Raw genomic sequence first — 23,822 nt, 5'->3', positions numbered from 1 at the left:
TCCTCGCCCCGGGCGGGGCGGCTGCTCGACGCGGACGGGCCCCGCCGGGTCCCGTCGGGACCGCATCCGATCCTAACGGGGAGGTCCGACACGCCGGACCTCCCCGAGGGCCGTGCCGTCGCCGGCCGGGGCGAGCACGGCTGTGCCGTCCCGGTCGGTGCGCACGATCGGGGCGCCGAGCAGGCCGAGCATCGTGGTGGTGGCCGCCGCGGGATGGCCGAAGGAGTTGTCCTGTCCCACCTCGATGAGGGCCAGGCGGGGCGCGAGCCGGGTGTAGAGGGCGGGGTCCTGGCGGCGCGAGCCGTGGTGGGCGACCTTGACGATGTCGGCGGGCCCGGGGTCGAGGGCCGCGAGCTCGCCCTGGGCCTCGGGCTCGAGGTCGCCGAGGCCCACGTAGCGGGTGCCGTCGGCCCAGGTCGCGGCGATCACGACGGAGCAGTCGTTGGCCTCGGCCTGCTCGGGCGACGAGGTCTCGCGTGCGGCGACCGCGCGCACCTGCTCGACGGAGACGGGCCACAGCACCTCGACCGCGAGCCCGGCGAGATCGAGCGTGCGTCCGCGCACCGCCGCCTCGACGGGGGCCTCGCCGATCGTGCCCCGCTGCCCCTCGACGGTCGGGCACGCCCACTGCCGCGCGGGGAGGCGCCGCCCGGTGAGGGCGGCGTTGCCGCCGATGTGGTCGGCGTGGGGGTGGGTGAGCACGAGCAGGTCGATCCGGTCGATGCGGAGCGCATCGAGGCAGGTGGTGAGCACGGCCGGGTCGGGGCCGGTGTCCACGAGCATCACGCGGCGCTCCGCGTCGGGACTCGGCGCGCTGCGCAGCACGATGGCGTCGCCCTGGCCGACGGCGCAGGCGGCGACGGTCCAGTCGTCGTCGCCGCGCGTGCCGGGCAGGTGGCGCACGGCGACGGGCGCGAGCAGGGCGACGAGCACGGCCGCGGCGATCCAGCGGACGACCGCACGGTGGCGCGCCGCCGTGCCGGCGATGACGAGGAGCACGGCGACCGCCCCGAGCAGCATGCCGGCAGGTCCCTCGGGCACGGCGAGGTGGGAGCCGGGCAGCGTCGCCGCGCGGCGGGCGACCAGCAGGATCAGGTGCGCCCCGCCCGCGGCCACCGTGTCGAGGGCGTGCGCCGCCCCGGGCGCGACGGGCCCGAGGAGCAGGGCGAGCAGGCCGAGGACGGTGGCGGGCGCGACGAGCGGGGCGACCACGATGTTGGCCGCGACCGTCCACAGGGAGATCTCGGGCGCGAGCAGGATCAGGACGGGGGTGCAGGCGAGCTGCGCGACGAGCGGCACGGCGATGACGAGCGCGGCGCCCTCGCCCAGGCGCTCGCGGCTGAGCTCGACGAGGGCGCGCGCGGCGGGCGGGGCGAGGATGAGGATCGCGCCGGTCGCGAGCGCCGAGAGCACGAAGCCGATCGACGAGGCGGTCTGCGGCGAGAGCGTCGTCCAGACCGCGAGGGTCGCGCCGAGCGCCGCGACCGGGGACGCGCGCACGCCGGCGAGGCGGGCGGCGAGCAGCGGCACGGCCATCGTCGCGGCGCGCGCGACGCTCGGCTGGTCGCCGACGAGGCTCACGTAGGCGGCGCCGACGACCGCCGCGGCGACGATCCGGGGGCGGCGGGGCACGCCGAGCAGGAGCAGGGGTCCCAGCACCGCGCCGAGGACCAGCAGGATGTTGGCGCCGGAGACCGCGACCAGATGGGACAGGCCCGCCGAACGCATCGCGTCCTCGGCCTCCTCGGACATGCCGGTGGTGTCCCCCGAGGTCATGCCGCGCACGAGGGCCGCCTCGTCGGGCGGGAGGGAGGCGGTCGCCTCGCGGGCGCGGGCGCGCAGCCCGGCCCGCACCCCGTCGGCCGGGACGAGCGACTCGAGGGCGCCGACCCGCACCACCACGAGCGAGCCGTCCACCGCGATCGTGCCGGTCACGCGGACCGTGTCCCCCGTCCGCACCGTGCCGAGCGTGCCCGCTGCGCCGTCGCGGGCGGGCTCGTCGGCGTCGCCGCGCACGAGCACACGCACACCGGTGGCGAGGTGCGCGCGGTCCCGGCCGAGCCGGATCTCGCCGCGTCGGGCCTGAGCGGAGAACTGCACCGTGCCGTCGTCCCAGGGGCGGGCGCTGCGCGGGGCCTCGGCGTCGGCGACGGGGCGCACGGTGAGCGTCACGACCAGGTGCTCGTCGGCGGCGTGCTCGAGCTGCTCGCGGGCGCTCTCCTCACGGGCCAGGGCCGGGAGCAGGAGGCACAGCCCGACCCCGACGAGGGCCGCATGCCCGGCCAGGAGGCGCAGGGCCTCGCGCCGCCCGGTGAGCAGGACCGGCACGAGCGCCGCGACGGTGAGCAGGCCGAGCGCCGCGAGGGCGCCCTGCACGCCCTGGGCGGTGCCGATCGCGGCGAGCACCCACAGCACGCACGCGGCCGGGAGCAGGCGCAGGTCGGGGCGGCCGGGCACGTGTCGGGCCTCAGACCGTCGCGTGCGCGCGGATCTTCTCGAGCGTGGCGGGCCCGATGCCCGGCACCTGCTCGAGGTCGTCGACACGGGTGAAGGGGCCGTTGGCCTCGCGGTGATCGATGATGCGCTGGGCGATCGCCGGACCGACGCCGGGGAGCGCGTCGAGGGCGGCGGCATCGGCGGTGTTGAGATCGACGAGCCCGGCGCCCGCCGCCTCCGCTCCCTGCGCCGCCCCGTCGGCGCCCGGCGCGCCCGGCGTGCTCGGGTCGGCCGGTGCGGCGGTGGGCGCCTCCTCGCCCGGCACGGGCACGTGGATCTGCTCGCCGTCCGTCGCGGGGCGCGCGAGGTTCACGGCCGCGAGGTCGGCGTCGTCCCGTGCGCCGCCTGCCGCGGTCACGGCATCGTCCACGCGGGACCCGGCGGGCAGCTCGACGACGCCGGGCGCGTTCACGGCGCCGGTCACGTGCACGACGACCGTGCCGGCGCTCGACGCCGCGGCCGGCGCCGCGTGCGGGTCGGCGGTCGGCGCCGCGGAGGTGGCCGCGACGTCCGCCTCGGGCGCCTCCTCGGCGACCGCCTCCGCCGGGGCGCTCGCGGCGACGGTGGTCCCGGCGCGCTCGGCGTCCGGCAGCGCGGTCCCGGCCGTCGAGAGGTGCACGGCACCGGCCCCCACGGCGACGAGCACCGCCACCCCGAGCAGGGCGGGGCGGCTCGGACGCGGAAGGTCACGCCACGAGCGGCGCCGCGGCCGCGGGCGCCGGTCGATCACCTCGGCGAGCGGCTCGCGGCCGCGGGAACCCTCGGTGCGTGTGCGTGCCTCGTGCCTGCCCATGCGGCGACATTAGGGAGGCGGTGCCTTCGGCGTCCCCGCCCCGACCGGCACGGTGGACGACGCCGACATGGGGAGGACCCGCTGCCCTCCTGGGCCCTCTCACACGCCGAGCATGCCCATCCACTGCGGCAGGAACGCCAGGAAGATCACGACCACGACGAGCAGGTACCACGCGAGCGTGCACAGTGCCCAGTGCCGCAGCACGCCGGTGAGGGCGCGCGGCGGGCGCAGATCCCCCTCCTCGATCACGTGCGCGAGGGTCGAGAAGAACATGGGCGCCGTCATGGCCCACACCACCATGCACCACGGGCACAGCGCGCCGATCACGAAGATCGCGGAGATCGCCAGGAAGTGCACGAAGGCGAAGGCGAAGGTCATGCCGCCCAGGACCGCCCAGCGGTACCAGCGCGGGAGCGCGGCGCGGGACAGCAGCAGCGAGCCGGCGCTGCCCATGACGGCGAAGCCGGCGAGCCCGAGCGCCATGTTGGGGAAGCCGAAGGCCTCGGCCTGCCACGTCATCATCACGTCCCCGCACGAGATGAACGGGTTGATGTCGCAGCCGAGCGTCGCGCCGGGATCGGCGAGCAGCCGCAGCTTGTCGACGAGCAGGGCGAGCGCGGCGATCCACGCGACGGCCCCACCGATCAGCAGCACGGCGCCCGTCGTGCGGGACGAGGCGAGGCGACGGCTGGACTCCTCGGCCGCGAGCTCGGCGTCGATCTCGGCGAGCAGCGCGTCGTCGGGGGCGGGCTCTCGGGTGCTCATGGCGTGTGGTCTCCCTGGATGGGCGCCGCGTCAGCGGGCGACGGGGTGGAGGGCGAAGTAGCGGGCGAGCTCGTCGAACCCGGCGTCCATGCTCACCCGGGGCGTCCAGCGCAGGCGCTCCTGGGTGCGGCGCTGGTCGAACCAGTGGGCCGTCGAGAGCTGCTCCGCGAGGAACTCCGTCATGGGCGGCTCGTCGCCGCCGGGGCGGACGTCCCAGACCCGTTCGATGACGCGGCCCGCCCAGCGGGCCAGGCTCCCGGGGACGCGCAGGGCGGGGCGCGGGACGCCGGCGGCGTCGCACATCCCGCCGAGCACGTCGCGCACCGTGCGGGGCTCGCCGTTGGTCACGACGAAGCTCTCGCCGTGCACGTCGTCGATGCGGTCGACGGCCGCGACGATCGCCTCGGCCGCGTTGGTCACGTACGTCGTGTCGATGAGGGCGAGGCCCTGGTCGAGCAGGGGCAGGCGGCCGTGCGCGGCGCGCTCGACGATGCGCTGGACGAGCTGGGTGTCCCCCGGGCCCCACACCACGTGGGGCCGGATCGAGGTGACGAGCAGGCCGTCGGCGCCGTCGGCCCCCATCGCGAGCAGCTCGGCGGCGGCCTTGGTGCGCGCGTAGGGGCCGCGCGCGTGGGCCGGGTCGGCGGGCGTCGCGTCGAGGCCGACGATCGACGTGCCCAGGTGCGCGACCGAGGGCGAGGAGATGTTGACGAGCCGCCCGCCGCCCGCGGCGCGCAGGGCGTCGAGCACGTGGGCGGTGCCCCCGATGTTGATGTCCTCGTACTCGGACTCGGGGCCGGAGATCGACACCTTCGCCGCGAGGTGCACGACGGCGTCCATCCCGTCGACGGCACGCCGGACCTCGTCGGGCTCGGTGAGAGAGCCGAGGTGGTCCTCGACACCGGTCAGGCCCGCGGGACGGCGCTGGAAGGCGCGCACGTGGTCGCCGCGGTCGCGCAGGGCCGTGGCGACGGCCCCGCCGAGCATGCCGGAGGCGCCGGTGACGAGGACCCTCACGGCCGTCCCGCCCGCTTGCCCTGCAGCGTCGTCTCCGCCCAGGCCGACAGGGCGCTCCGGTCGATCTTGGAGTTGTGGCGGATGTCGGTGGGCAGGCAGCGGGTCGTGAACACGCTGACCACCTCGGCGCCGTCGGCCTCGCGCACGGCGCGGCGCACGGCCTCCTGCAGCGCGGGCGCCGCCGGGCGCGGCGTGCCGGTGCGGCCGGGACGGTAGCCGTCCTCGAGCTCGACGACGACCACGATCTGCTGGGTGCCGCGCGGACCGACCGCCGCGGCCCCCGCACGGCGCACGGTGGGCACGGACTCGGCCGCCGACTCGACCTGGACGGGCGTGACGAGGCCGCGCGCGGTGGCGAGCACGTGGGCCGCCCGGCCCTCGACCCACAGCCGGCCGGCGTCGTCGAGATGGCCGACGTCGCCTGTCGCGTACCAGGTCGGGAAGCGCCGGGAGCGGTGGGTCGTGCCCCACAGCATGAGGTAGCGGTCCCGCACGTGGGGGGCGCGGACGAGGATCTCGCCGGTGCGGCCGGGCGCGGTGGTGACGTCGTCGGTCGCCGTGCCCTGTGCGTCCATCGGGGCGATCGCGACCTCGACGCCGGGCACGGGGGTGCCGACGCACACGCCGGAGCCGGTGCCCGCGGCGTCGATGCCCTCGAGGTCGATCGCGGTCACGGCGAGGCACTCGGTCATGCCGTACGGGGTGAGGGCGTGCGCGGCGGGCAGCAGGGTGCGCAGCTCCCGCAGCAGCGGGGCGGGGATCGGGGCGCCGGCCGAGAAGTAGCTGGGCACCCGGGCCAGGGCCGCACGGTCGTCCGCGTCGAGGGCGCCCGCGGTCGCCAGGAGGTTGCGCAGCGCGGCGGGAGCCGTGAACACGGCGGGCGCGCCGAGCGCGGCGACGGCGCCCGCGAGGGCTGTCGCGGTGAGCTCGCCGGGCCGGGTCACGTCCATGTCGGGCACGACCGAGGGGGCGCCGAGGGCCGGGCCCAGCAGGGCGAAGGGCGCGAAGCCGGCGACGAGGCCGCGGCTCGGGTCGAGCCCGAGGGTCGCGCCGACGGCCGCGAACATCGCGGCGAGCTGCCGATGGGTGTAGACGGCGCCCTTGGCCGGGCCCGTCGAGCCCGAGGTGAACAGCACCGCGGCGTCGTCGTCGGCCTGGGGCCAGGCGGCGGCGAGCGGCGCGCCGAGCTCGCGCATCTGGCGCCCCTCGGCGGCCAGGCGGGTGATCGAGGTGTCGACGCCGAGCAGGGTGCGGTCCACGGTGGGCAGCGTCTCGACGGAGATGCGGCGTCCCGGCCAGCCCAGGGCGCGCGCGCCCATGAGGGCCTTGGGGATGCCGATCACGGCGTCCGCGTGGGAGCCGACGACGGCGCGCGTGAGGCCGTCGGCGCCGAGCCCCGCGTCGGCGACCACGGCGACGATGCCGACCCGCAGGCACGCGTACAGGATCGCCGTGAGGTCCGCCCCCGGCGGGACCAGGATCACGGCCCGCTCCCCCGGCCGCAGGCCGTGGGCGAGCAGCCCGGCGGCGATGTCGTCGACCCGCCCGGCGAGCATGCCCCAGGTCACCTCGCGGCCGTCGCGGCCACGACCGCCCATCTCGACCACGGCGGCCTCGTGGGCGTGCCGCGGATCGGCGGCGAGCTCCCAGATCGGGGCGCCGAGGCGCGGGCGCTCGTCGTCCGCGCCGGTCGTGTGCGCGGCCTCGGCCTCGGCGTCGCGACCGCTCCCGAAGGTCGTCGCGAGCCAGGTCGCGACGAGCCCGGCGACGTCGGCGTCCTCCCACACGAGGTGGGAGGCGCCCTCGAAGCGGTGCACGTCGGCGTGGGGGACGCGCTCGATGAGGTCGCGCAGGTAGCGGTCGGAGAAGGTGATGTCGCGCGGGCCCCAGGCGAACAGGGTGGGCACGGTCAGCTCGCGGATGCCGCTCGCGAGGCGCTCGAGCGTCGCGCGGCTGGGATGGTGGGCGTCGGCGGGGATGTCCGCGACGAAGGCCTCGATGCCGGCGCGGCGGGCGCGCGTGCGATACGGCGCGAGGTAGGCCGCGCGCACCTCGGGGGTCAGCGGCGGGTCCGAGAGCGCGAGGGTGGTGCGCAGGAACGCGTCGGTGAGCGAGGTCGAGACGGGCAGGAAGCCCGGGGAGGTCGCGAGCTCGAGGGCGCGCGGCAGCGACTCCCCCAGCTCCTGATGGATGCCGGTGTTGGTCAGGACCATGCCGACCACGTCGTGACGGTTGTCGAGCGCCCAGCCCACCGAGACGATGCCGCCCCAGTCGTGGCCGACGGAGACCACCGGTCCCCGCAGCCCGAGCGCGTCGGTCAGCAGGGAGAGGTCGGTGATGCGGTCCTGCAGCAGCCGCGTGGTGCCGGTGCGCTCGGACCAGCCCATCTCAAGCTGGTCGACGGCGATCACGCGCCACGGGATGTCGTCGCGCACGAGGGAGCGGTAGAGGAAGGAGTAGGTGGGGTTGCCGTGCACGCACAGCAGGGTGCCCTCGGGCTCGACGCCGCGCTCGGCCAGGAGCGGCGCGGAGTCCAGCAGGTGCCAGGTGCGCTCGATGCCCGCGTGGTCGCGGACCGTCACCCGGCGCGAGGCGCGCGGGTCCACCCCGGGCAGGGCGGGGATCTCGTCGCGGGTCGTCTCGTTCACCACTGGACCTCCATGAAGGCGGTGTTCAACCCGGAGCCGACGCCGAGCAGGAGCACGCGGTCGCCGCGCTCGATGCTGCTCTGGTGCTTGGCGAGGGTCATGGGGACGGCCTCGGCGGCGACGTTGCCCCAGTCGGGGAAGGTGACGGGGATCTTCTCCATGCCCACCCCGCTGATCTTGGCGAAGTTGCGGGTGTAGACCATCGAGACCTGGTGCGGGATGACGTGGTCGACGCTGCGCAGGTCCAGGCCCGCGTCGTTGGCGGCGCGCCACGTGTCCATGATGAGCTCGATCCCGTTCTCGAGCAGCCCGGCGCTGTCGGTGCGCATGTCGTCCATGTCGCCGATGCACAGCTCGTGGTGCTGGGTGCCGGCACGGGCCTGGGTGCCCGTGAGGCGGTGCCCCTCGGGGTGCGTGTCGGCCCGGCCGAGCACGGCCGCGGCGGCGCCCGAGCCGAGCGTGAGCGAGGCGAACATGTTGGTGAAGTCGGCCTTGGTCGAGCCCTTGGCGTTGAGCTTGTCGATCGTGGTGCGCTGGACCTCCTCGACGTCCTCGGCGCCGACCACGAGGGCGTACTCGATCTGGCCCGCGTCGATCATGCCGGCCGCCATCGTCATGGCGTTGACGAAGCCGAGGCAGGCGTTGGTGATGTCGAAGTCCATGCACGAGGTGGGCATGCCGAGCGCGTCGTGCACGGAGGTGACGACCGCGGGCTCGAGGTGCTGGCGCGAGACCGACGCGTTGATCATGAGGCCCACCTGGTCACGGGTGATGCCGGCCTTGGACATGGCGCGCTCGGCGGCGAGCACGATGCCCTGGCGCCAGCCGTTCACGGGGTCCTTCCACCAGCGGCGCTCGTACACGCCGGCGACGCGCTGGAGCACGCCCTTGGGCAGGCGCAGGCGGCGTCGGGCCGGGGTGAGCCACTCGTCGATCTGATCGGAGGACACGGGGACCTGCGCCTCGGTCGCCTCGACCGCCAGCAGGGCCGTGTTCCGATGAACGAATGTGGTGTTCCCGTTCAAGCCTGTACCTTCGTCCGTGCTCTCGTCGCTCAGCCCTCCGGCAGCAGGGCCCGGACCATTGTTCCATCCCCAACCTGCTCGGCGCCTGGGCGCGTGACGGAGGTCCCTCGGGCGCACCCGCCGGGCTCAGCCCTCGTCGGCCTCGAGCTGGTGACCCAGGTGGGAGCGCGTGAACATGAGGCACTGGCGCAGGATGTCCTCGCGCGCGGTGGGGCCGCGGCGGCCCCGCGTGGAGACCTCGAGCACGATCGAGCCGCTCCAGCCGCGGTTGGACAGGCGGCGCAGCACCTCGGCGCACGGCTGGTTACCCTCCCCCGGCGGCAGGTGCTCGTCCTTGGTCGTCGAGCCGGAGCCGTCGCACATGTGCACGTGCGCGAGCCGGTCGCCGAGCCGGTCGATCATCGCGAGCGCGTCGTCGCCCGCGGTCGCGGCGTGCGAGAGGTCCACGGTGACGTTCGCGTAGCCCTCGTCGGTCGGGTCGTGGTCGGGCAGGTAGATCATCGCCTCGCGCACCCCGAGGCGCCACGGGTACATGTTCTCCACGGCGATCTGGACGCCGTACTCGGCCTCGAGCGCGGCGACACCCTGGACGAACTCCTTGGCGTACGAGCCCTGCCAGCGGAACGGCGGATGCACGACGACGGTGGGGCAGGCGAGGTCGACGGCCATCTGCAGCGTCTTCTCGACCTTGTTCCAGGGGTCCCAGCCCCACACGTGCTGCAGGAGGAACAGCGTGGGCGCGTGGAGCGAGAGGATCGGCTGGCGGTACTCGGTCGAGAACGCGGCGAGGGTCTTCACGTCGCGGCTGGTCTTGTCGACCGAGACCATGATCTCGACGCCGTCGTAGCCGATGTGGTCGGCCAGGCGGAAGCAGTCCTCGACGGGCAGCGGGAACACGGAGGAGCTCGACACGCCGACGGGGATGCGGCGGGCGGGGAGCTGCTCGCTCAGCGGGTCGCCCGCCGACAGCCGCCGGCTCAGATGGTCGCGACCGCTCCTCATCGCGTGGTTCTTGCGCGTGTACGGCTTCCTCGGCGACGCGTCTCGCGATGCCCGGTGACGCTCGTGGCTCACGGTTCCTCCTCGACGGTGCGGGCTGGGGCGCACCACGGCAAGTATGGCGCAGGACACGGGGGACCCCGGGCCCGTGTTCGCCCTCGGCGATCCGGTCCGTCCTCCTCGCGCGCCGTAGACTCCTCGGGGCGCCGTGGCATCCCGCGCGCCCGAGCCCCACCGCCTGCCGAGCACCGGAGACCTGACCCATGGCCAAGCTGCACTTCAAGTACGGGGCGATGAACTCGGGCAAGTCCGACACCCTCATCAAGACCGCGTACAACTACGCCGAACGGGGGTTGCCGACCCTCACCGTCAAGCCCGCCGTGGACTCCAAGGGCGAGGACTGGGTGGTCGCGCGCGGGGGCGCCCGGCGGCGCGTGGACGTGCTCGTCGAGCCCGACGAGGACCTGCGGACGCGCATCGGCGACGCGGCCGCCGCGCAGGGGTCGGCGCCCCTGCAGTGCGTGCTCGTCGACGAGGCGCAGTTCCTCACGGCCGACCAGATCGACCAGCTCTTCCTCGTCGCCAAGGTCGACGGCATCTCGGTGATCTGTTACGGGCTGCGCACCGACTTCCTGACCCACGTGTTCCCCGGTTCCCGGCGCCTGTTCGAGCTGGCCGACAACTTCGAGAAGCTCCCGACCATGTGCCGCTGCGGCTCGCAGGCGGAGTTCAACTGCCGCCTCGTCGACGGGCGCCACGTGTTCGAGGGCGATCAGGTCGCGATCGACGACGGGGCGGCCGTCACCTACGAGTCGCTGTGCGGGGCGTGCTTCATGCGCGAGCAGGCGGCCGCGGGGACCGCCGTGATCGGCGCCGGCCTCGCATGACGACGGGCCCGCATCGCCGAGGCGATGCGGGCCCGTCGTCGCGCGGGCGAGGTGCTCAGCTCTCGACCTTGCCCTCGCCCACCTGGGCGTCGCCGCCCGACGAGGCGGCCTCGCGGCCCTCGGTGTCGGCGGCCGGAGCGGTCGAGGCGTCGCCGTGCGAGGACGCGGCCTTCTTCGCGGTCCCGGCGGCCTGGCCAGCCTTGTCCTTCGCGGCGTCGGCGGCGTCGCCCGCCTTCTTCTTCGCGGTCTCCGCGACCTCGGGCGCCTTCTCCTTGACGGTGCTCGCGACCTCCCGGGCCGTGGTGGCGGCCGTGTCGCGCGCCTGCTCGACCTTCTCCTGGACCCGCGGGTCGTCGGCGAACTGGCGGGCGGTCTGCTCGAGCTTGTTGTAGGGGCCGCGGCCCATGCGCGAGCCGAGCACGAAGCCGACGGCCAGACCGATGACGAGGATGAGCTTCTTCATGAGGACCTCCTGGGGTGGGGTACCGGACCGACCCATCGTGGCACACCGGGTGCCGTGAGTCACACGGCGGACGCGGCCGACCTCCCGGGCCCCGCCCTCTCGGCGCGGCGCGGCCCTAGAATCGCCGGAGGGCCTCGCCACCGCGGGCCCGCCACCGCATCCAGCAGCTCCCGCGCCCACGAGGCGCCCTGCGCCCCATGCCGTTCTCCAGGAGACGCCGTTGTCGACCCGTGTTCCCGCCGCCCCCTCGCTCCCCTCGTCCGTCACCGCCGAGGCCGTCGTCGCCCAGGTCCGCGCGTGGGTGGCCGCCGCCGCGCAGCGGCCCACCCCCCGGCAGGCGACGATGCTCGCGGATCTGCTCAAGGATCCGCGCGGGCTCGACTTCACGGTCGCCTTCGTCGACCGGGTGATCCGGCCGGAGGACCCGCAGGCCGCCGCCGTCGAGCTGCGGCGTCTGGCCGCTGATCCGCCCGCCTTCCTGCCCGCCCCGCTGCGTCGCGTGCTCGGCTTCGGGGGCTCCCTCGCGCCCACCCTGCCCCACGTCGTGGTGCCCGCCGCCCAGGCGGTCATGCGCCGCATGGTCTCGCATCTGATCCTCGACGCGCGCGACGCCCATCTGGGCCGCTCGATCGCGCGGCTGCGGGCCGACGGCACCGAGCTCAACATCAACCTGCTCGGCGAGGCCGTGCTCGGCGCCCGCGAGGCGAGCAGGCGCCTCGAGGGCGTGCGCAAGCTGATCGCCCGCCCCGACGTCGACTACGCCTCGATCAAGGTCTCCTCGATCGTGGACCACCTCGCGCTGTGGGGCGCCCGCGAGACGGCCGACCATGTGGTCGAGACCCTGCTCCCCCTCTACCTCGACGCGGCGCGCTCGGACACCCCGCGCTTCATCAATATGGACATGGAGGAGTACCGCGACCTCGAGCTGACCCTCGACGTGTTCGAGCGACTCCTGGACCGTCCTGAGCTGATGGGGTTGCGCACGGGCATCGTGCTGCAGGCCTACCTGCCCGACTCCCTCGGGGCGCTGCGCCGGCTCCAGGCCTTCGCGGCCGACCGGGTGGCCCGCGGCGGCGCGCCCGTCAAGGTGCGCGTGGTCAAGGGCGCGAACCTCGCGATGGAGCAGGTCGACGCCGCGCTCCACGGCATCGACCAGGCGCCCTTCCACTCCAAGGAGGAGGCCGACGCCCAGTACAAGCGGGTGCTGCTCGCGGCGCTCGAGCCCGACTCCCTCGACGCGCTGCACATCGGCGTGGCCGGCCACAACCTCTTCGACATCGCCTTCACGCACCTGCTGCTCGGCGCGCGCGGCGTGCGCCCCGGTGACGAGCGGGTCGAGTTCGAGATGCTCGCCGGCATGGCCCCCGGCCAGCAGCAGGTCGTGCGCGAGTCCGTCGGGTCGATGCGTCTGTACGTGCCGGTGGTCTCCCCCCGCGAGTTCGACGTGGCCGTCTCCTATCTCGTGCGCCGCCTCGAGGAGAACGCCTCGTCCGAGAACTTCATGTCGGCCGTCTTCGAGCTCGCCTCGAGCGGCGAGTTCTTCGAGCGCGAGCAGGGACGCTTCCAGCGGGCCCTCGACCGGGCGCTCGGCGAGCAGCCCGCCGCCACCCACCGCACCCAGGACCGCGCCGCCGAGACCGTCGGCGACGCCCTGCCCGAGCTCGGGAGCGAGGTGCTGCCGGCCGTGCCCGGCCGCTTCGTCAACACCCCGGACACGGACCTGTCGACCCGCGCCAACCAGGAGTGGGCCGAGCAGATCACCCACCGGATCCGCACCTCGCGCCTCGGGCAGGCGGAGGCCGACGCCGCCGTGATCTCCACGACCGACGAGGTCGACGCCGCCATCCGGCGGGCGCTCGACGCGCAGCCGGCGTGGGCCGCCCGTCCCGTCGCCGAGCGCGCCGGGGTGCTGCGCCGTGCCGCGCAGCTGTATGCAGCCCGCCGCGACGAGCTGCTCGAGGTGGCCGCCTCGGAGACCGGCAAGATGCTCGAGCAGGGCGACCCCGAGGTCTCCGAGGGCATGGACTTCCTGCTGTTCTACGCCGACCAGATGGAGGCGCTCGAGGCCCAGGACGATCTGGCGGTCACGCCCCGCCCGCTCACGCTCGTGACCCCGCCCTGGAACTTCCCCATCGCGATCCCGACGGGCGGCATGGCGGCGCCGCTCGTCACGGGCAGCGCCGTGATCGTCAAGCCGGCCCCGCAGGCCCGCCGCACGGGCGCCGTGCTCGTGCGCCTGCTGCACGAGGCGGGCGTGCCCGAGGACGTGCTCATCCTGCTCGACGCGCCCGAGAACGAAGTGGGGCAGGCCCTCGTCTCCGACGAGCGGGTCGACCAGCTGATCCTCACCGGCGCCTACGACACCGCCTCGCTGTTCGCCCGCTGGCGTCCCGGTCTGCGCATCAAGGCCGAGACGAGCGGCAAGAACGCGATCATCGTGACGCCGCAGGCCGATCTCGACCTCGCGGCCAAGGACGTCGCGCTGAGCGCCTTCGGCCACGCGGGCCAGAAGTGCTCCGCGGCCTCGCTCGTGATCACGGTCGGCTCGGTGAGCCGCTCGCGGCGCTTCCGCAGCCAGCTCGCCGACGCCGTGCTCAGCCTGCCGGTCGGCTACCCGACCGATCCCACCGCGCAGATGGGGCCGATCATCGAGCCCGCCGCCGGCAAGCTCGCCGCAGGGCTGACCACGCTCGGCCCCGGCGAGCAGTGGCTCTCCCGGCCCGTGCAGCTCGACGAGACCGGCCGCCTGTGGTCGCCCGGCGTGCGCGAGGGCGTGCGCGAGGGCTCGGAGTATCACCTGACCGAGTACTTCGGCCCGATCCTCGGGATCATGCACGCCGACACGCTCGACGACGCGATCCGCATGCAGAACGGGACCGCCTACGGCCTGACGGCGGGGCTGCACTCGCTCGACCCCGACGAGGTCGCCCACTGGACCGCGCACGTCGAGGCCGGCAACCTCTACGTCAACCGCGGCATCACCGGCGCGATCGTCGAGCGTCAGGCCTTCGGCGGCTGGAAGCGCTCGGCGATCGGGCAGACCGCGAAGGCCGGCGGCCCGAACTACCTGGTCCACCTGGTCGACGCGGCCGACGCGCGCACCGACCGCGACGACGAGACCTGGCTCGCCGACGCGCGCCACAGCGATCGCGAGCACCTCGCGACCACGTTCGCGCCGCGCGACCCGCAGGACCTGCACGGCGAGATCAACGTGCTGCGCCACCTGCCGGTCCCGACCGTCGTGCGCGGCGCGGCGGGCACGGGCGAGGCGGCCCTGCGGCGCGTGCTGCACGCCGCCGCGACGGTCGGCGCCGACATCGAGGTCTCGGTCGCGGACGCGGCCCTGCGCGACGTCGTCGCCGAGGCCGCGGGGGCCGACGTGCCCGTCTCGGTCGAGACCGCCGAGCAGTTCGCCGGTCGCATCGCCTCGCTCGGCCGCGAGCGGGTGCGCCTGATCGGCGAGGCGGACGAGGCGCTGCTGCGGGCGATCTCCGAGCGCGTCGAGGTGGCCCTGTTCACGGGGCCCGTGGTCGCGAGCGGGCGCGTCGAGCTGCTGTCGTTCCTGCACGAGCAGGCGATCAGCGCGACGAACCACCGCTTCGGCAACCCGCTGCCCCATCAGCTGGACCTCGTGGGACACGGCGGCTACGCGCGCGGCCGGGACTGACACGCGCCCGATCGCACAGGTGCCTGATAGCACAGGGGCCCGATCGCACAAGGGGCCCGGAGCACGCACAGCGTGCCCCGGGCCCCTCTCACGCGGCCGGTCGCGCGGCTCAGCGGGGCGGCTCCATGCCGCCCGCGTCGACGAAGGCCACGAGCGCGTCGCGCACGAAGGCGCCGTGGCCGCGGTAGGTCGCGTCGAAGCGCGGGTCCTCGGCGTACATCGCCGCGAGCGACCGCACGTAGGGGGCGGTCGGCGTCGTGTACCGGCCCAGCCACGCGACGTGGCGCCGGCAGATGCCCGCGACCTCGTCGCTCGCCGGGTCGAGGCCGCGCTCGGCCGCCGCGGCGAAGGCCCCGACCAGCGACTGCTGCAGGGCGAGCTCGGCCTCCTTCTCCTCGGGGCTCATCGAGGTCCAGGTCGCCATCGAGCTGCGGTACGCCTCGGCGCCCCACCGCTCGGTGACCTCCTCCTCGAAGACCTCGGGATCGAATCCGTCGAACGTCGAACTGGTCATGATGTCTGCTCCTTCGCGCAGTGACTCCAGCGTGGTGGTCACCGACGCGAGCTGCCGCCGCAGGAGCGCGATGCGCTCCTGCAGCAGGTGGGCATGCTCGGCGAGCGCCTCGGCGGCCGGGGTGTCCTGGGCCAGCAGCCCCCCGATGGTCTCGAGGGACAGGCCGAGGCTCCGGTAGGCGACGATCCGCAGCAGGGCCGCCACGGCCGCGTCGTCGTAGAACCGCCGGCCGGCGTGGTCCGTCGACGAGGGCGGCAGCAGGCCGATCGCGTCGTCGTGGCGCAGGGTGCGGGTCGACACGCCGACCCGCCGGGCCAGCTCCCCGATGGGGACACCCGCACCCCGGTCACCGCGTCCGTGCCTGTCCTGGACCATGTCGTCTCCTGCCGCCGAGGTGTCGCTCGCCGGGCACCGGGGGTCCCGGCGCGTCGGCGCCTCCGACGCTAGGAGTTGACGTCGCGTCACCCGCAAGGGCGCGCGATCAGCGGTCGATGACCGTGCCCTCGGGGATCTCGGCCGGGTCCTCGGGGCCGACGACCGCGTCGCCGCGCGCGACCACGTGCGCGCCGAAGCGGTGATCGCCCTCGACGGCGAGCGAGCGGGCCTCCTTGAGGGACGGCACCCCGGCCGGGAAGCGGGCCTCGAAGTCGTCGATCAGCTTGTAGTGGTCGGCGTCGAGGCTCACCGTCGGGACCTCGTCGACCTGTCGCACGAGCGCCCACCGCTCGTCGAGCGCGTACGCGTCGGAGCGGATCAGCATCAGGTCGCTCGTGGCCTTGACGGGCAGGAACCGGTCACGGGGCACGACGATCGCGGTGGCCCCGTCGAACACCTCGATGGCGGCGCCCATCGCCGACTCGATCTGGTAGACGGGCGTGCTGGTCTTGTCGGAGGGGTCGACGGTCTTCTCGTTGCGGATGAGCGGCAGCGGCATCACGCCGTCGTTCGCCCGCAGCACCTCGTCGAGCTTCTCGAGGTCGAACCACAGGTTGTTGGTGTGGAAGAACGGGTGGCGGTGCTCGTCGGTGAAGTAGTCCATCTCCTCGGCGGGCGTCTGCGCGGTGTCGCGCAGGATCAGCCGGCCGTCGCTCCTGCGCACGGCGAGGTGGCCGCCCTTGCGGTCGGCGGCGGTGCGGCGGCACAGCTCGGCGGCGTACGGGGCGCCGCTCTCGGCGAACCACGAGGCGAGCACGGGGTGGGGCAGGGTGCCGAGGTTGTCGGAGTTGGAGACCGAGGCGTAGCGGAACCCCGCGTCGAGCAGGGCGCGCAGCACCCCGGAGGTCTGCAGCGCCGTGTAGAGGTCCCCGTGGCCCGGGGGGCACCACTCGAGCGACGGGTCGGCGTCCCACTGCACGGGCGTGAGGTCGTCGGCCCGCAGCTTGGGCTCCTTGTTCTGCAGGAAGTCCAGGGGCAGGTCGCCGACGGGCAGGTCCGGGTACTGCTCGAGCACGGCGAGGGTGTCCGCCCGGGTGCGGAAGGAGTTCATGAACAGCAGCGGGAGGCGGGCGCCGGTCGCGGCGCGGGCCGCGAGCACCTGCTCGACGAGGATCTCGAGGAAGTTCTTGCCGTCGCGCACGGGCAGCAGGGTCTTGGCCCGGTCCAGCCCCATCGAGGTGCCGAGGCCGCCGTTGAGGTTGATGACGACGAGCTTGTCGAACGCGTCCTTGGCCCGGTACGGGTCGATGCGCACGTCGTCGAGCGTCGGCGGGTCGAGGTACGGGTCGATCGTGTCCTCCGGGATGGACCCGGTGACGCCCTGCTCGAGCTGGTCGTAGTAGCGGGTGAAGACGTCGATCGCGGTCTGGGCGACGCCCTCGTCGCGCATCTTCTGCTGGGCTGCGGCAAGTCCTTCGGTGCTCATGCGCTCAGGGTATCGGGGCTCCCCTCGGGTCGTGCCGTCGCGCGCCCACCGTAGACTCATGCCCCATGAGCAGAGTCCTGACCTCCGTCGCCTGGCCGTACGCCAACGGTCCCCGCCACATCGGCCATGTCGCCGCCTTCGTCCCCGCGGACGTCTTCTCGCGGTACATGCGCATGGCGGGCAACGACGTGCTCATGGTCTCGGGCACCGACGAGCACGGCACGCCGATCCTCGTGGCGGCCGACGCCGAGGGGGTCAGCGCCCGCGAGCTCGCGGACCGCAACAACCGCGTCATCGTCGAGGACCTGGTCGCGATGGGCCTGTCCTACGACCTGTTCACCCGCACCACCTCCCGCAACCACTACGCCGTGGTGCAGGAGATGTTCCGCACCGTGCGGGACAACGGCTACATGATCGAGCAGACCACGTCGGGCGCGATCTCGCCGTCGACGGGCCGCACCCTGCCCGACCGCTACATCGAGGGCACGTGCCCCATCTGCGGCGCCCCGGGGGCGCGCGGCGACCAGTGCGACACGTGCGGCAACCAGCTCGACCCGACCGACCTGATCGACCCGGTCTCGCGCATCAACGGCGAGACGCCGCTGTTCGTGGAGACCACGCACTACTTCCTGGACCTGCCGGCGCTCGCCGACGAGCTCGGCCGGTGGCTCGACGAGCGGGAGGCGACGGGGCTGTGGCGACCCAACGTCATCCGCTTCTCGCAGAACTTCCTCAAGGAGATCAAGCCCCGCGCGATGACGCGCGACATCGACTGGGGCATCCCCGTGCCGGGCTGGGAGGACCAGCCCGCCAAGCGCCTGTACGTGTGGTTCGACGCCGTGATCGGGTACCTGTCGGCCTCGATCGAGTGGGCGCGCCGTCTGGGCGACGCCGAGCGCTGGCGCGACTGGTGGAACGATCCCGAGGCGCTCAGCTACTACTTCATGGGCAAGGACAACATCGTCTTCCACTCCCAGATCTGGCCCGCGGAGCTGATCGGCCACAACGGCAAGGGCGAGCGGGGCGGCGAGCCGGGGCGGTTCGGCGAGCTGAACCTCCCCACCGAGGTGGTCTCCTCGGAGTTCCTCACGATGGAGGGCAAGAAGTTCTCCTCGTCCAAGGGCGTCGTGATCTACGTGCGCGACGTGCTCGAGCGCTACCAGCCCGACGCGCTGCGCTACTACATCTCGGCGGCCGGCCCCGAGACCCACGACGCCGACTTCACGTGGGCGGACTTCGTCTCGCGCACGAACAACGAGCTCGTCGCCGGCTGGGGCAACCTCGTCAACCGCACCGCCGCGATGATCGCCAAGAACTTCGGCGAGATCCCTGCGGCGGGTGAGCTCGAGGATGTCGACCGCGACCTGCTCGGCCAGATCGAGGCGGGCTTCGAGTCGGTCGGCTCCCTGATCCGCGTGCACCGCCAGCGCGCCGCGATCGCCGAGGCGATGCGCCTGGTGAGCGAGGCCAACGCGTACGTCTCGCGCACCGAGCCGTTCCGCATGAAGGGCGAGGACCAGCGTGAGCGCCTGGCCACGGTGCTGCACGTGCTCGCCCAGGCCGTGACGGACCTCAACACGATCCTGGCGCCGTTCCTGCCGTTCTCCGCCAACGAGGTCGAGAAGGCGCTCGGCGGCCGCCGCCAGATCGCGCCCATGCCCGAGCTGCGCGAGGTCGAGGATCTCGACGGGGGGCCGAGCTACCCGATCATCACGGGCGAGTACTCGGACGCTCCCGCGTGGGCCCACCGCGCCGTCGAGGTCGGGGCGCCCGTCTCCAAGCCCACGGGCATCTTCACCAAGCTCGACCCGAAGATCATCGACGAGGAGCTCGACCGCCTCGGCGTCGAGCGCTGACGGCGCCCGTGGCGCCCGTCGGGCCGAGCGGCTCGACGGGCGTGCGCCGGGGGATCCAGCACCGGACCTGCTCGCGGTAGGCCGCGTAGGGCGCACCGAAGCGCTCCAAGAGGTCCTGCTCCTCGGAGGGCCGGAACGCGCCCTGCCACAGTACGGCCCCGGCCAGGGCGTAGGCGACCACGAGCGGTGAGCGCAGGAGCAGGCCGACGGCGACGCCCTGGCCGATCCCGCCGATCGCCATGGGGTTGCGCACCCACCGGTAGGGGCCGCGGATCACGAGTCGGCGCGCGGTGTCGAGCGGGAGCGGCGTGCCGTCGCCCTGCACCGCCATCGTCGCCGCCGAGGCCATGTTGAGCGTGGTCGAGGCCAGCAGCAGGCCGCTCCCGGCGGCGCGGGCCGCGGCCCCGATCCGCCCGGACGGGCGCGGCAGGCCGAGACGGTCCTCGAGACGACGCACCATGAGCGGCGCCGTGACCAGGAAGGCAGCCGAGAGCCCCGCGCACTGCAGGGCGCTCATGACGAGGTGGCGGCCCGGGGAGGCGGGGCGCGCCGGTCGGAACATCTGGAGGCGCAGCCGGCGCCCGTTCACGGCAGCTCTCGGCTCGACGGCATCGTGACCTCGGCAAGGGCGGCAGGCGCCGCCGGCGTGAGCAGTCCGCCGAACCAGGCGAGCACGATGAGCGGCGGCACCGCGAGCACCGGGACCATGCCGAGGGCGGCGGCCCATCCGGAGCCGTCGCCGAGCAGCGGGAGCGACAGGCAGTACAGCCCCGCGTAGAGACACGCGCTCGCATGCACCAGGAGGGCGGGGCCGGCCCAGCGCCGGCGGCGGAGCACGCCGATGCCGGTCAGGGCCGACAGGACGCCGACCATCAGCAGGTCGCCGACGGCGAAGGCCAGGAGCGTCGCATCCGGAGCGGTCGCCGCCCGGAACGGTGCCCGGGCGGCAGGCGCGAGCGCGAGCACGATCCACCAGGCGACCACGCCGGCGCCCTGCACCAGCAGGTAGGCGCCGGCGAGCCGACGGAGCAGGGCAGGTGACATGGGACGAGCGTAGAGGCTGGTCGCCCGGGGCGGACACGGCCTCGGTGGAACGGCATCGCCACGGTGCGGACACTCGTACCCACTAATGCGGACGTTCGTACGCAGTGATGCTAGGGTCAGCCGCATGATCGACTACTTCGCGGGGGACACGCGTACGAACCGGGAACGCATGCTCGCCGGAGACCTCTATATCGCCGACGATCCGGAGAACGGCCGTCTCGCCCGACGCGCCGTCGAACTCACCGACCTCTACGAGCGCCTGGAGACCACGGGGACGGGCAACGGCCGCGAGGTGATGGCGCAGCTGCTGGGCTCGGTCGGCGAGGACGCGTACATCAAGCCGCCGCTGTTCGTGGACTATGGCGAGAACATCTCGATCGGGGCTCGCACCTTCGCCAACTACAACCTCACCGCGCTCGACGTCGCCGCGATCACGATCGGTGCGGACTGCCAGATCGGCCCCAACGTCCAGCTCCTGACGCCCACCCATCCGCTCGCCCCTCAGCCGCGTCGGGACAAGCTCGAGGCGGCGAAACCGATCACGATCGGCGACAACGTATGGCTCGGCGGCGGCGTGATCGTGTGCCCCGGCGTCACGATCGGCGACAACACGGTGATCGGCGCTGGGTCCGTCGTCACCAAGGACATTCCCGCGGACGTCGTCGCCGTGGGCAACCCCGCCCGCGTGATCCGCACCCTCGGAGAGAGCGATGACGACCGCTGAACCCGGCACCCGTCGTGGGCGTCGCAACGACCCGGAGCGACGGGACCGCATCATCGACGCCTGCCTGGACGTGATCGCCGAGCACGGTGTCGCCGGGGCGTCCCACCGTCGCATCGCGGCCGCCGCCGGCGTTCCCCTGGGGTCGATGACCTATCACTTCGAGGGCATCGACAGCCTCCTGCACGACGCGTTCACGCGCTTCTCGACCTCCGTCAGCGAAGGCTTCGAGCGGCGCATGACCGCAGCGACGAGTCTCCAGGAAGCGCGGGAGGCGGTCGTCGCGATCATCCTCGAGGACGTGTTCGGCAGTGCGCGGGATCTCGTGCTCACCCATGAGCTGTACACCCTGGCTGCCCGCGACGCCTCCTATCGCGACCTCACGACTGCGTGGATGGCGCGCAGCCGCGCCGCGCTCGAGCGCTGGTTCGACCCCGAGACGGCGCGCGCCCTGGATGCGCTCATCGAGGGCCTCACCATCCACCTTGCCCTCGACGACACGTCGCGCGACCGCGGCGAGGTCGCGCTCGCGGTCGCCCGGATCACCGCCGCAGACGCCTGATCGCCTCTGCTCCGCGGACGCCACCCCCTCCCCCCTGCCGAAAGGACCCGTGCGCGCATGCGTGCCACTCGCCCACCTCGCGCCTCGCAGACCGATCGCCGCGCCCGCGGCGCCGTCTCGGCGCTGTTCCTCACCAACGGCGCCCTCTACGCGAACATCCTTCCCCGCTACCCCGAGATCAAGAATGCGCTCGGCCTCGACAACACCGCCTACGGCCTGGCCGTGATCGCCTTCCCGATCGGCGCGATCCTCGCCGGTCTCGGCGCGGCGTCCGTGATCCGCAGGCTCGGCTCCGGAGCCGCCGCCGTCGCCGGCACGATCCTGACGAGCCTCGGTCTGCTCACCGCCGGGTTCGCCCCGAACGTGTGGCTGTTCGCGCTGTGCCTGCTCGTCGGCGGCGGCTTCGACGCGATCACCGACGTCGCGCAGAACGCCCACGGCCTGCGCGTGCAGCGCCGCTACGGCCGCTCGATCATCAACTCGTTCCATGCCGTGTGGTCCATCGGCGCCGTGCTCGGCGGCGCGATGGCCGCGGCCGCGATCGCCCTGGACGTGCCCATCGGGGTGCATCTGACGATCTCCGCCGCCCTGTTCTCCGTCGTGTCCCTGACCGCGCTGCGGTTCTGCCTGACCGGGCGCGACGGCGAGCGGGACGAGGAGGCGGTCGCCGATGCCGAGGAGAGGGGTACGGCGCTCCGCTCCGGCATCTCGTGGCGGATCGTGCTCACGCTCGTCGCCCTCGTCGTCATCGCGATGGCCGGGACCATCGTCGAGGACGCCGGGTTCACGTGGGCGACCCTCTACCTGACCTCGCTCGACGCGCCGGGCGCGATCGCCGCGACAGGCCTGATCGCCCTCGTCGGCGCGCAGTTCATCGGCCGGCTCCTGGGGGACGGCATGGTCGACCGCTTCGGACAGCGGGCGGTCGCCCGCGCCGGCGGCGCGATCGCCGCCGTGGGCATGGGTCTCGCGCTCGCCGTGCCGACGGTCCCGGGCAGCATCCTCGGGTTCGCCGCCGCCGGCTTCGGGGTCGCCACTCTGGTCCCCGCCGCCATGAACCAGGCCGACGACCTGCCGGGGCTGCGTCACGGCACGGGGCTCACCGTCGTCTCGTGGCTCATGCGCCTGGGCTTCCTGCTGTCGCCGCCCGTGGTGGGCATGGTCGCCGACGCAGCCGGCCTCCGCGCGGGTCTGCTCGCGATCCCGCTCGCGGGCGTCGCCGTGATCTTGCTCGCCGGCGTGCTGCAGCCGCGCAGGATGCGCGACCGGCCCCGTGCACAGGACGCCGGCTGAGCAGGCACGACGCGTCCCCTCACGGGATCGGCACGGTGCCCTCGACGCCGATCCGCTTCATGACGATCGTCGAGGTGAGTCGCTGCACCCCCGGCAGGGCGCTGAGCGTGCGGTCGTAGAGCTCCTGGTACGCGGCGAGGTCACGGGTGAGGACCCGCAGCATGTAGTCGGGATCGCCGAACAGCCGGTGTCCGGTGACGACGTCGGGCAGCTCAAGGATCGCCCGTTCGAACTCCTCCAGGACGTCGGGTGCGGAGCTGTTCATCATGACGAACACGATCGCCTCGAACCTCAGGCCGACCGCGTCGGGCGCGACCACGGCGCGGTAGCGCTCGATCGCACCGCTCGCCTCGAGCTCCTTCACCCGACGGTGGCACGAGGACAGGCTCAGGCCGACCGCGCGGGCGACATCGGTGGCGCTCATCCGCCCGTCCTCCTGCAGCAGGGAGAGGATTTCCCGGTTCAACGCGTCCATGCGCGTCATCCTGCCACCCAGGTGGAACGGTTCGCGCACGAAGCGAAGCACATTTCACGCGATCCTTCCTAGGCTCTTCCCGCACGACAGAGAGAGGGGCAGGGATGGAGTGGTCACTGGTCGGGCAGTTCTGGGCGATCGCCCTCGCGCTCGCCCTCACCCCGGGCGCGGACTGGGCGTACGCGATCGCGTCGGGCCTGCGCGCGAGGTCGGCCGCGCCCTCGGTGCTCGGCATGGCCTGCGGCTACGTGGTCGTGGTCGTGGCGGTCGCGGTCGGCATCGGCGCGCTCATGACCGCCTGTCCGGTCGCGCTCACGGCTCTCACCCTCGCCGGGGCGGGTTACCTGATCCTGCTGGGCTGCGGCGCCCTGCTGAGCCGGGCCGAGCAGCTGCGGGCGAGCGATCGGGCGCTCGGGGACGACGTGGCCGTGCAGTTCGCGCGCGGGGCGGGCGTCGCGATCATCAACCCCAAGGGCGTGCTGCTGCTCATCGCGCTGCTGCCGCAGTTCACCTCGGCGACGGGCTGGCCGTCGGCGGCGCAGATGCTCGTGCTCGGCGGCCTGCACGTCCTCGACATCACCGTCATCTACTTCGGCGTGGCCCTCGGCGGCCGGCGACTGCTGAGCGCGCGGCCGCGGGCGAGCGCGGCGGTGACCCGAGTGTCCGGGGTGCTCATGATCCTGCTCGGCGGGGGCATCCTCGTCGAGCAGCTCGTCGGCATGCTCTGACGGGCGCC

General features: G+C 73.8%; 20 protein-coding genes. 7 read left to right on the top strand and 13 right to left on the bottom strand.

Translation table 11 applies throughout. The features are described from left to right. Window positions 1-72: 72 nt before the first annotated feature. The 7 genes from BRM3_RS11080 to BRM3_RS11050 all read right to left on the bottom strand — a co-directional run bounded on the left by BRM3_RS11080 (window position 73) and on the right by BRM3_RS11050 (window position 9,818). The gene (locus BRM3_RS11080) at window positions 73-2,457 is read right to left on the bottom strand and encodes a ComEC/Rec2 family competence protein (RefSeq protein ID WP_263593370.1); all 2,385 of its coding nucleotides are present in this window, start codon (window positions 2,455-2,457) and stop codon (window positions 73-75) included. 10 nt (window positions 2,458-2,467) lie between these two features. After that, complete coding sequence (locus BRM3_RS11075; RefSeq protein ID WP_263593369.1) at window positions 2,468-3,289, bottom strand: ComEA family DNA-binding protein; 822 nt, start codon at window positions 3,287-3,289, stop codon at window positions 2,468-2,470. A 99-nt stretch (window positions 3,290-3,388) separates the two neighbouring features. Continuing rightward, window positions 3,389-4,054 (bottom strand): vitamin K epoxide reductase family protein, encoded by a 666-nt coding sequence (locus BRM3_RS11070; RefSeq protein WP_263593368.1) that lies wholly within the window; start codon window positions 4,052-4,054, stop codon window positions 3,389-3,391. A 30-nt stretch (window positions 4,055-4,084) separates the two neighbouring features. Then, window positions 4,085-5,071 carry an NAD-dependent epimerase/dehydratase family protein gene (locus tag BRM3_RS11065; protein WP_263593367.1) on the bottom strand — a complete coding sequence of 329 codons (987 nt, stop codon included), beginning with the start codon at window positions 5,069-5,071 and terminating at the stop codon, window positions 4,085-4,087. Then, a complete protein-coding gene (locus BRM3_RS11060) occupies window positions 5,068-7,719 on the bottom strand; it encodes an alpha/beta fold hydrolase (protein ID WP_263593366.1) in 2,652 nt (883 codons plus the stop codon). The genes BRM3_RS11065 and BRM3_RS11060 overlap by 4 nt, the downstream gene beginning before the upstream one ends. Beyond that, window positions 7,716-8,744, bottom strand: coding sequence for a 3-oxoacyl-ACP synthase III (locus tag BRM3_RS11055; protein WP_263593365.1), 1,029 nt, complete (start codon window positions 8,742-8,744; stop codon window positions 7,716-7,718). The genes BRM3_RS11060 and BRM3_RS11055 overlap by 4 nt, the downstream gene beginning before the upstream one ends. A gap of 126 nt (window positions 8,745-8,870) precedes the next feature. After that, window positions 8,871-9,818, bottom strand: a complete 948-nt coding sequence (locus BRM3_RS11050; protein WP_396126912.1) for a sugar phosphate isomerase/epimerase family protein — start codon at window positions 9,816-9,818, stop codon at window positions 8,871-8,873. Between the two features lie 188 nt (window positions 9,819-10,006). On the opposite strand from BRM3_RS11050, the gene BRM3_RS11045 reads away from it, so the two are divergent. After that, window positions 10,007-10,630, top strand: a complete 624-nt coding sequence (locus tag BRM3_RS11045) for a thymidine kinase (protein ID WP_263593363.1) — start codon at window positions 10,007-10,009, stop codon at window positions 10,628-10,630. A 55-nt stretch (window positions 10,631-10,685) separates the two neighbouring features. Here the strand turns inward: BRM3_RS11045 and BRM3_RS11040 are convergent, their stop codons facing one another. Next, window positions 10,686-11,093 carry a hypothetical protein gene (locus tag BRM3_RS11040; protein ID WP_263593362.1) on the bottom strand — a complete coding sequence of 136 codons (408 nt, stop codon included), beginning with the start codon at window positions 11,091-11,093 and terminating at the stop codon, window positions 10,686-10,688. Between the two features lie 220 nt (window positions 11,094-11,313). Between BRM3_RS11040 and BRM3_RS11035 the strand changes: the two genes are divergently transcribed. Further along, window positions 11,314-14,760, top strand: coding sequence for a bifunctional proline dehydrogenase/L-glutamate gamma-semialdehyde dehydrogenase (locus BRM3_RS11035; RefSeq protein ID WP_263593361.1), 3,447 nt, complete (start codon window positions 11,314-11,316; stop codon window positions 14,758-14,760). A 109-nt stretch (window positions 14,761-14,869) separates the two neighbouring features. Here the strand turns inward: BRM3_RS11035 and BRM3_RS11030 are convergent, their stop codons facing one another. Together BRM3_RS11030 and BRM3_RS11025 are read right to left on the bottom strand one after the other, a co-directional pair. Next, window positions 14,870-15,649, bottom strand: coding sequence for a MerR family transcriptional regulator (locus tag BRM3_RS11030; protein ID WP_263593360.1), 780 nt, complete (start codon window positions 15,647-15,649; stop codon window positions 14,870-14,872). Window positions 15,650-15,755: 106 nt separating this feature from the next. Next, the gene (locus BRM3_RS11025) at window positions 15,756-17,135 is read right to left on the bottom strand and encodes a UTP--glucose-1-phosphate uridylyltransferase (protein WP_263593359.1); all 1,380 of its coding nucleotides are present in this window, start codon (window positions 17,133-17,135) and stop codon (window positions 15,756-15,758) included. Between the two features lie 65 nt (window positions 17,136-17,200). Here BRM3_RS11025 and metG point away from each other — a divergent pair, with 65 nt between their 5' ends. Further along, window positions 17,201-18,991, top strand: a complete 1,791-nt coding sequence (gene metG / locus BRM3_RS11020; protein WP_263593358.1) for a methionine--tRNA ligase — start codon at window positions 17,201-17,203, stop codon at window positions 18,989-18,991. Here the strand turns inward: metG and BRM3_RS11015 are convergent. Further along, complete coding sequence (locus tag BRM3_RS11015) at window positions 18,951-19,580, bottom strand: methyltransferase family protein (RefSeq protein ID WP_263593357.1); 630 nt, start codon at window positions 19,578-19,580, stop codon at window positions 18,951-18,953. The genes metG and BRM3_RS11015 overlap by 41 nt on opposite strands. After that, window positions 19,577-20,035, bottom strand: coding sequence for a hypothetical protein (locus tag BRM3_RS11010; RefSeq protein ID WP_263593356.1), 459 nt, complete (start codon window positions 20,033-20,035; stop codon window positions 19,577-19,579). The genes BRM3_RS11015 and BRM3_RS11010 overlap by 4 nt, the downstream gene beginning before the upstream one ends. A gap of 124 nt (window positions 20,036-20,159) precedes the next feature. On the opposite strand from BRM3_RS11010, the gene BRM3_RS11005 reads away from it, so the two are divergent. The 3 genes from BRM3_RS11005 to BRM3_RS10995 are packed head-to-tail and all read left to right on the top strand — an operon-like array spanning window position 20,160 to window position 22,611. Beyond that, window positions 20,160-20,759, top strand: coding sequence for a sugar O-acetyltransferase (locus BRM3_RS11005; RefSeq protein ID WP_263593355.1), 600 nt, complete (start codon window positions 20,160-20,162; stop codon window positions 20,757-20,759). After that, window positions 20,746-21,318 (top strand): TetR/AcrR family transcriptional regulator, encoded by a 573-nt coding sequence (locus BRM3_RS11000; RefSeq protein ID WP_263593354.1) that lies wholly within the window; start codon window positions 20,746-20,748, stop codon window positions 21,316-21,318. The genes BRM3_RS11005 and BRM3_RS11000 overlap by 14 nt, the downstream gene beginning before the upstream one ends. Window positions 21,319-21,375: 57 nt before the next feature. Beyond that, window positions 21,376-22,611, top strand: a complete 1,236-nt coding sequence (locus BRM3_RS10995) for an MFS transporter (RefSeq protein ID WP_263593353.1) — start codon at window positions 21,376-21,378, stop codon at window positions 22,609-22,611. A gap of 19 nt (window positions 22,612-22,630) precedes the next feature. Here the strand turns inward: BRM3_RS10995 and BRM3_RS10990 are convergent, their stop codons facing one another. Beyond that, window positions 22,631-23,086 (bottom strand): Lrp/AsnC family transcriptional regulator, encoded by a 456-nt coding sequence (locus BRM3_RS10990; protein WP_263593352.1) that lies wholly within the window; start codon window positions 23,084-23,086, stop codon window positions 22,631-22,633. A gap of 104 nt (window positions 23,087-23,190) precedes the next feature. Between BRM3_RS10990 and BRM3_RS10985 the strand changes: the two genes are divergently transcribed. Next, complete coding sequence (locus tag BRM3_RS10985; RefSeq protein ID WP_263593351.1) at window positions 23,191-23,814, top strand: LysE family translocator; 624 nt, start codon at window positions 23,191-23,193, stop codon at window positions 23,812-23,814. Window positions 23,815-23,822 lie beyond the last annotated feature (8 nt).

It is taken from the genome of Brachybacterium huguangmaarense (assembly GCF_025725725.1).
Lineage (GTDB): Bacteria > Actinomycetota > Actinomycetes > Actinomycetales > Dermabacteraceae > Brachybacterium > Brachybacterium huguangmaarense.
The sequence above is the reverse complement of the archived record's forward strand: the minus strand, read 5'-3'. Positions and strand labels throughout refer to the sequence as shown.

What these genes read in the sequence shown, in the direction of transcription:
- BRM3_RS11075 (WP_263593369.1), bottom strand. Translation starts at nt 3,289, where the DNA reads ATGGGCAGGCACGAGGCACGCACACGCACCGAGGGTTCCCGCGGCCGC.
- BRM3_RS11070 (WP_263593368.1), bottom strand. Translation starts at nt 4,054, where the DNA reads ATGAGCACCCGAGAGCCCGCCCCCGACGACGCGCTGCTCGCCGAGATC.
- BRM3_RS11045 (WP_263593363.1), top strand. Translation starts at nt 10,007, where the DNA reads ATGGCCAAGCTGCACTTCAAGTACGGGGCGATGAACTCGGGCAAGTCC.
- BRM3_RS11040 (WP_263593362.1), bottom strand. Translation starts at nt 11,093, where the DNA reads ATGAAGAAGCTCATCCTCGTCATCGGTCTGGCCGTCGGCTTCGTGCTC.
- BRM3_RS11030 (WP_263593360.1), bottom strand. Translation starts at nt 15,649, where the DNA reads ATGGTCCAGGACAGGCACGGACGCGGTGACCGGGGTGCGGGTGTCCCC.
- BRM3_RS11025 (WP_263593359.1), bottom strand. Translation starts at nt 17,135, where the DNA reads ATGAGCACCGAAGGACTTGCCGCAGCCCAGCAGAAGATGCGCGACGAG.
- metG (WP_263593358.1), top strand. Translation starts at nt 17,201, where the DNA reads ATGAGCAGAGTCCTGACCTCCGTCGCCTGGCCGTACGCCAACGGTCCC.
- BRM3_RS11010 (WP_263593356.1), bottom strand. Translation starts at nt 20,035, where the DNA reads ATGTCACCTGCCCTGCTCCGTCGGCTCGCCGGCGCCTACCTGCTGGTG.
- BRM3_RS11005 (WP_263593355.1), top strand. Translation starts at nt 20,160, where the DNA reads ATGATCGACTACTTCGCGGGGGACACGCGTACGAACCGGGAACGCATG.
- BRM3_RS11000 (WP_263593354.1), top strand. Translation starts at nt 20,746, where the DNA reads ATGACGACCGCTGAACCCGGCACCCGTCGTGGGCGTCGCAACGACCCG.
- BRM3_RS10995 (WP_263593353.1), top strand. Translation starts at nt 21,376, where the DNA reads ATGCGTGCCACTCGCCCACCTCGCGCCTCGCAGACCGATCGCCGCGCC.
- BRM3_RS10990 (WP_263593352.1), bottom strand. Translation starts at nt 23,086, where the DNA reads ATGGACGCGTTGAACCGGGAAATCCTCTCCCTGCTGCAGGAGGACGGG.
- BRM3_RS10985 (WP_263593351.1), top strand. Translation starts at nt 23,191, where the DNA reads ATGGAGTGGTCACTGGTCGGGCAGTTCTGGGCGATCGCCCTCGCGCTC.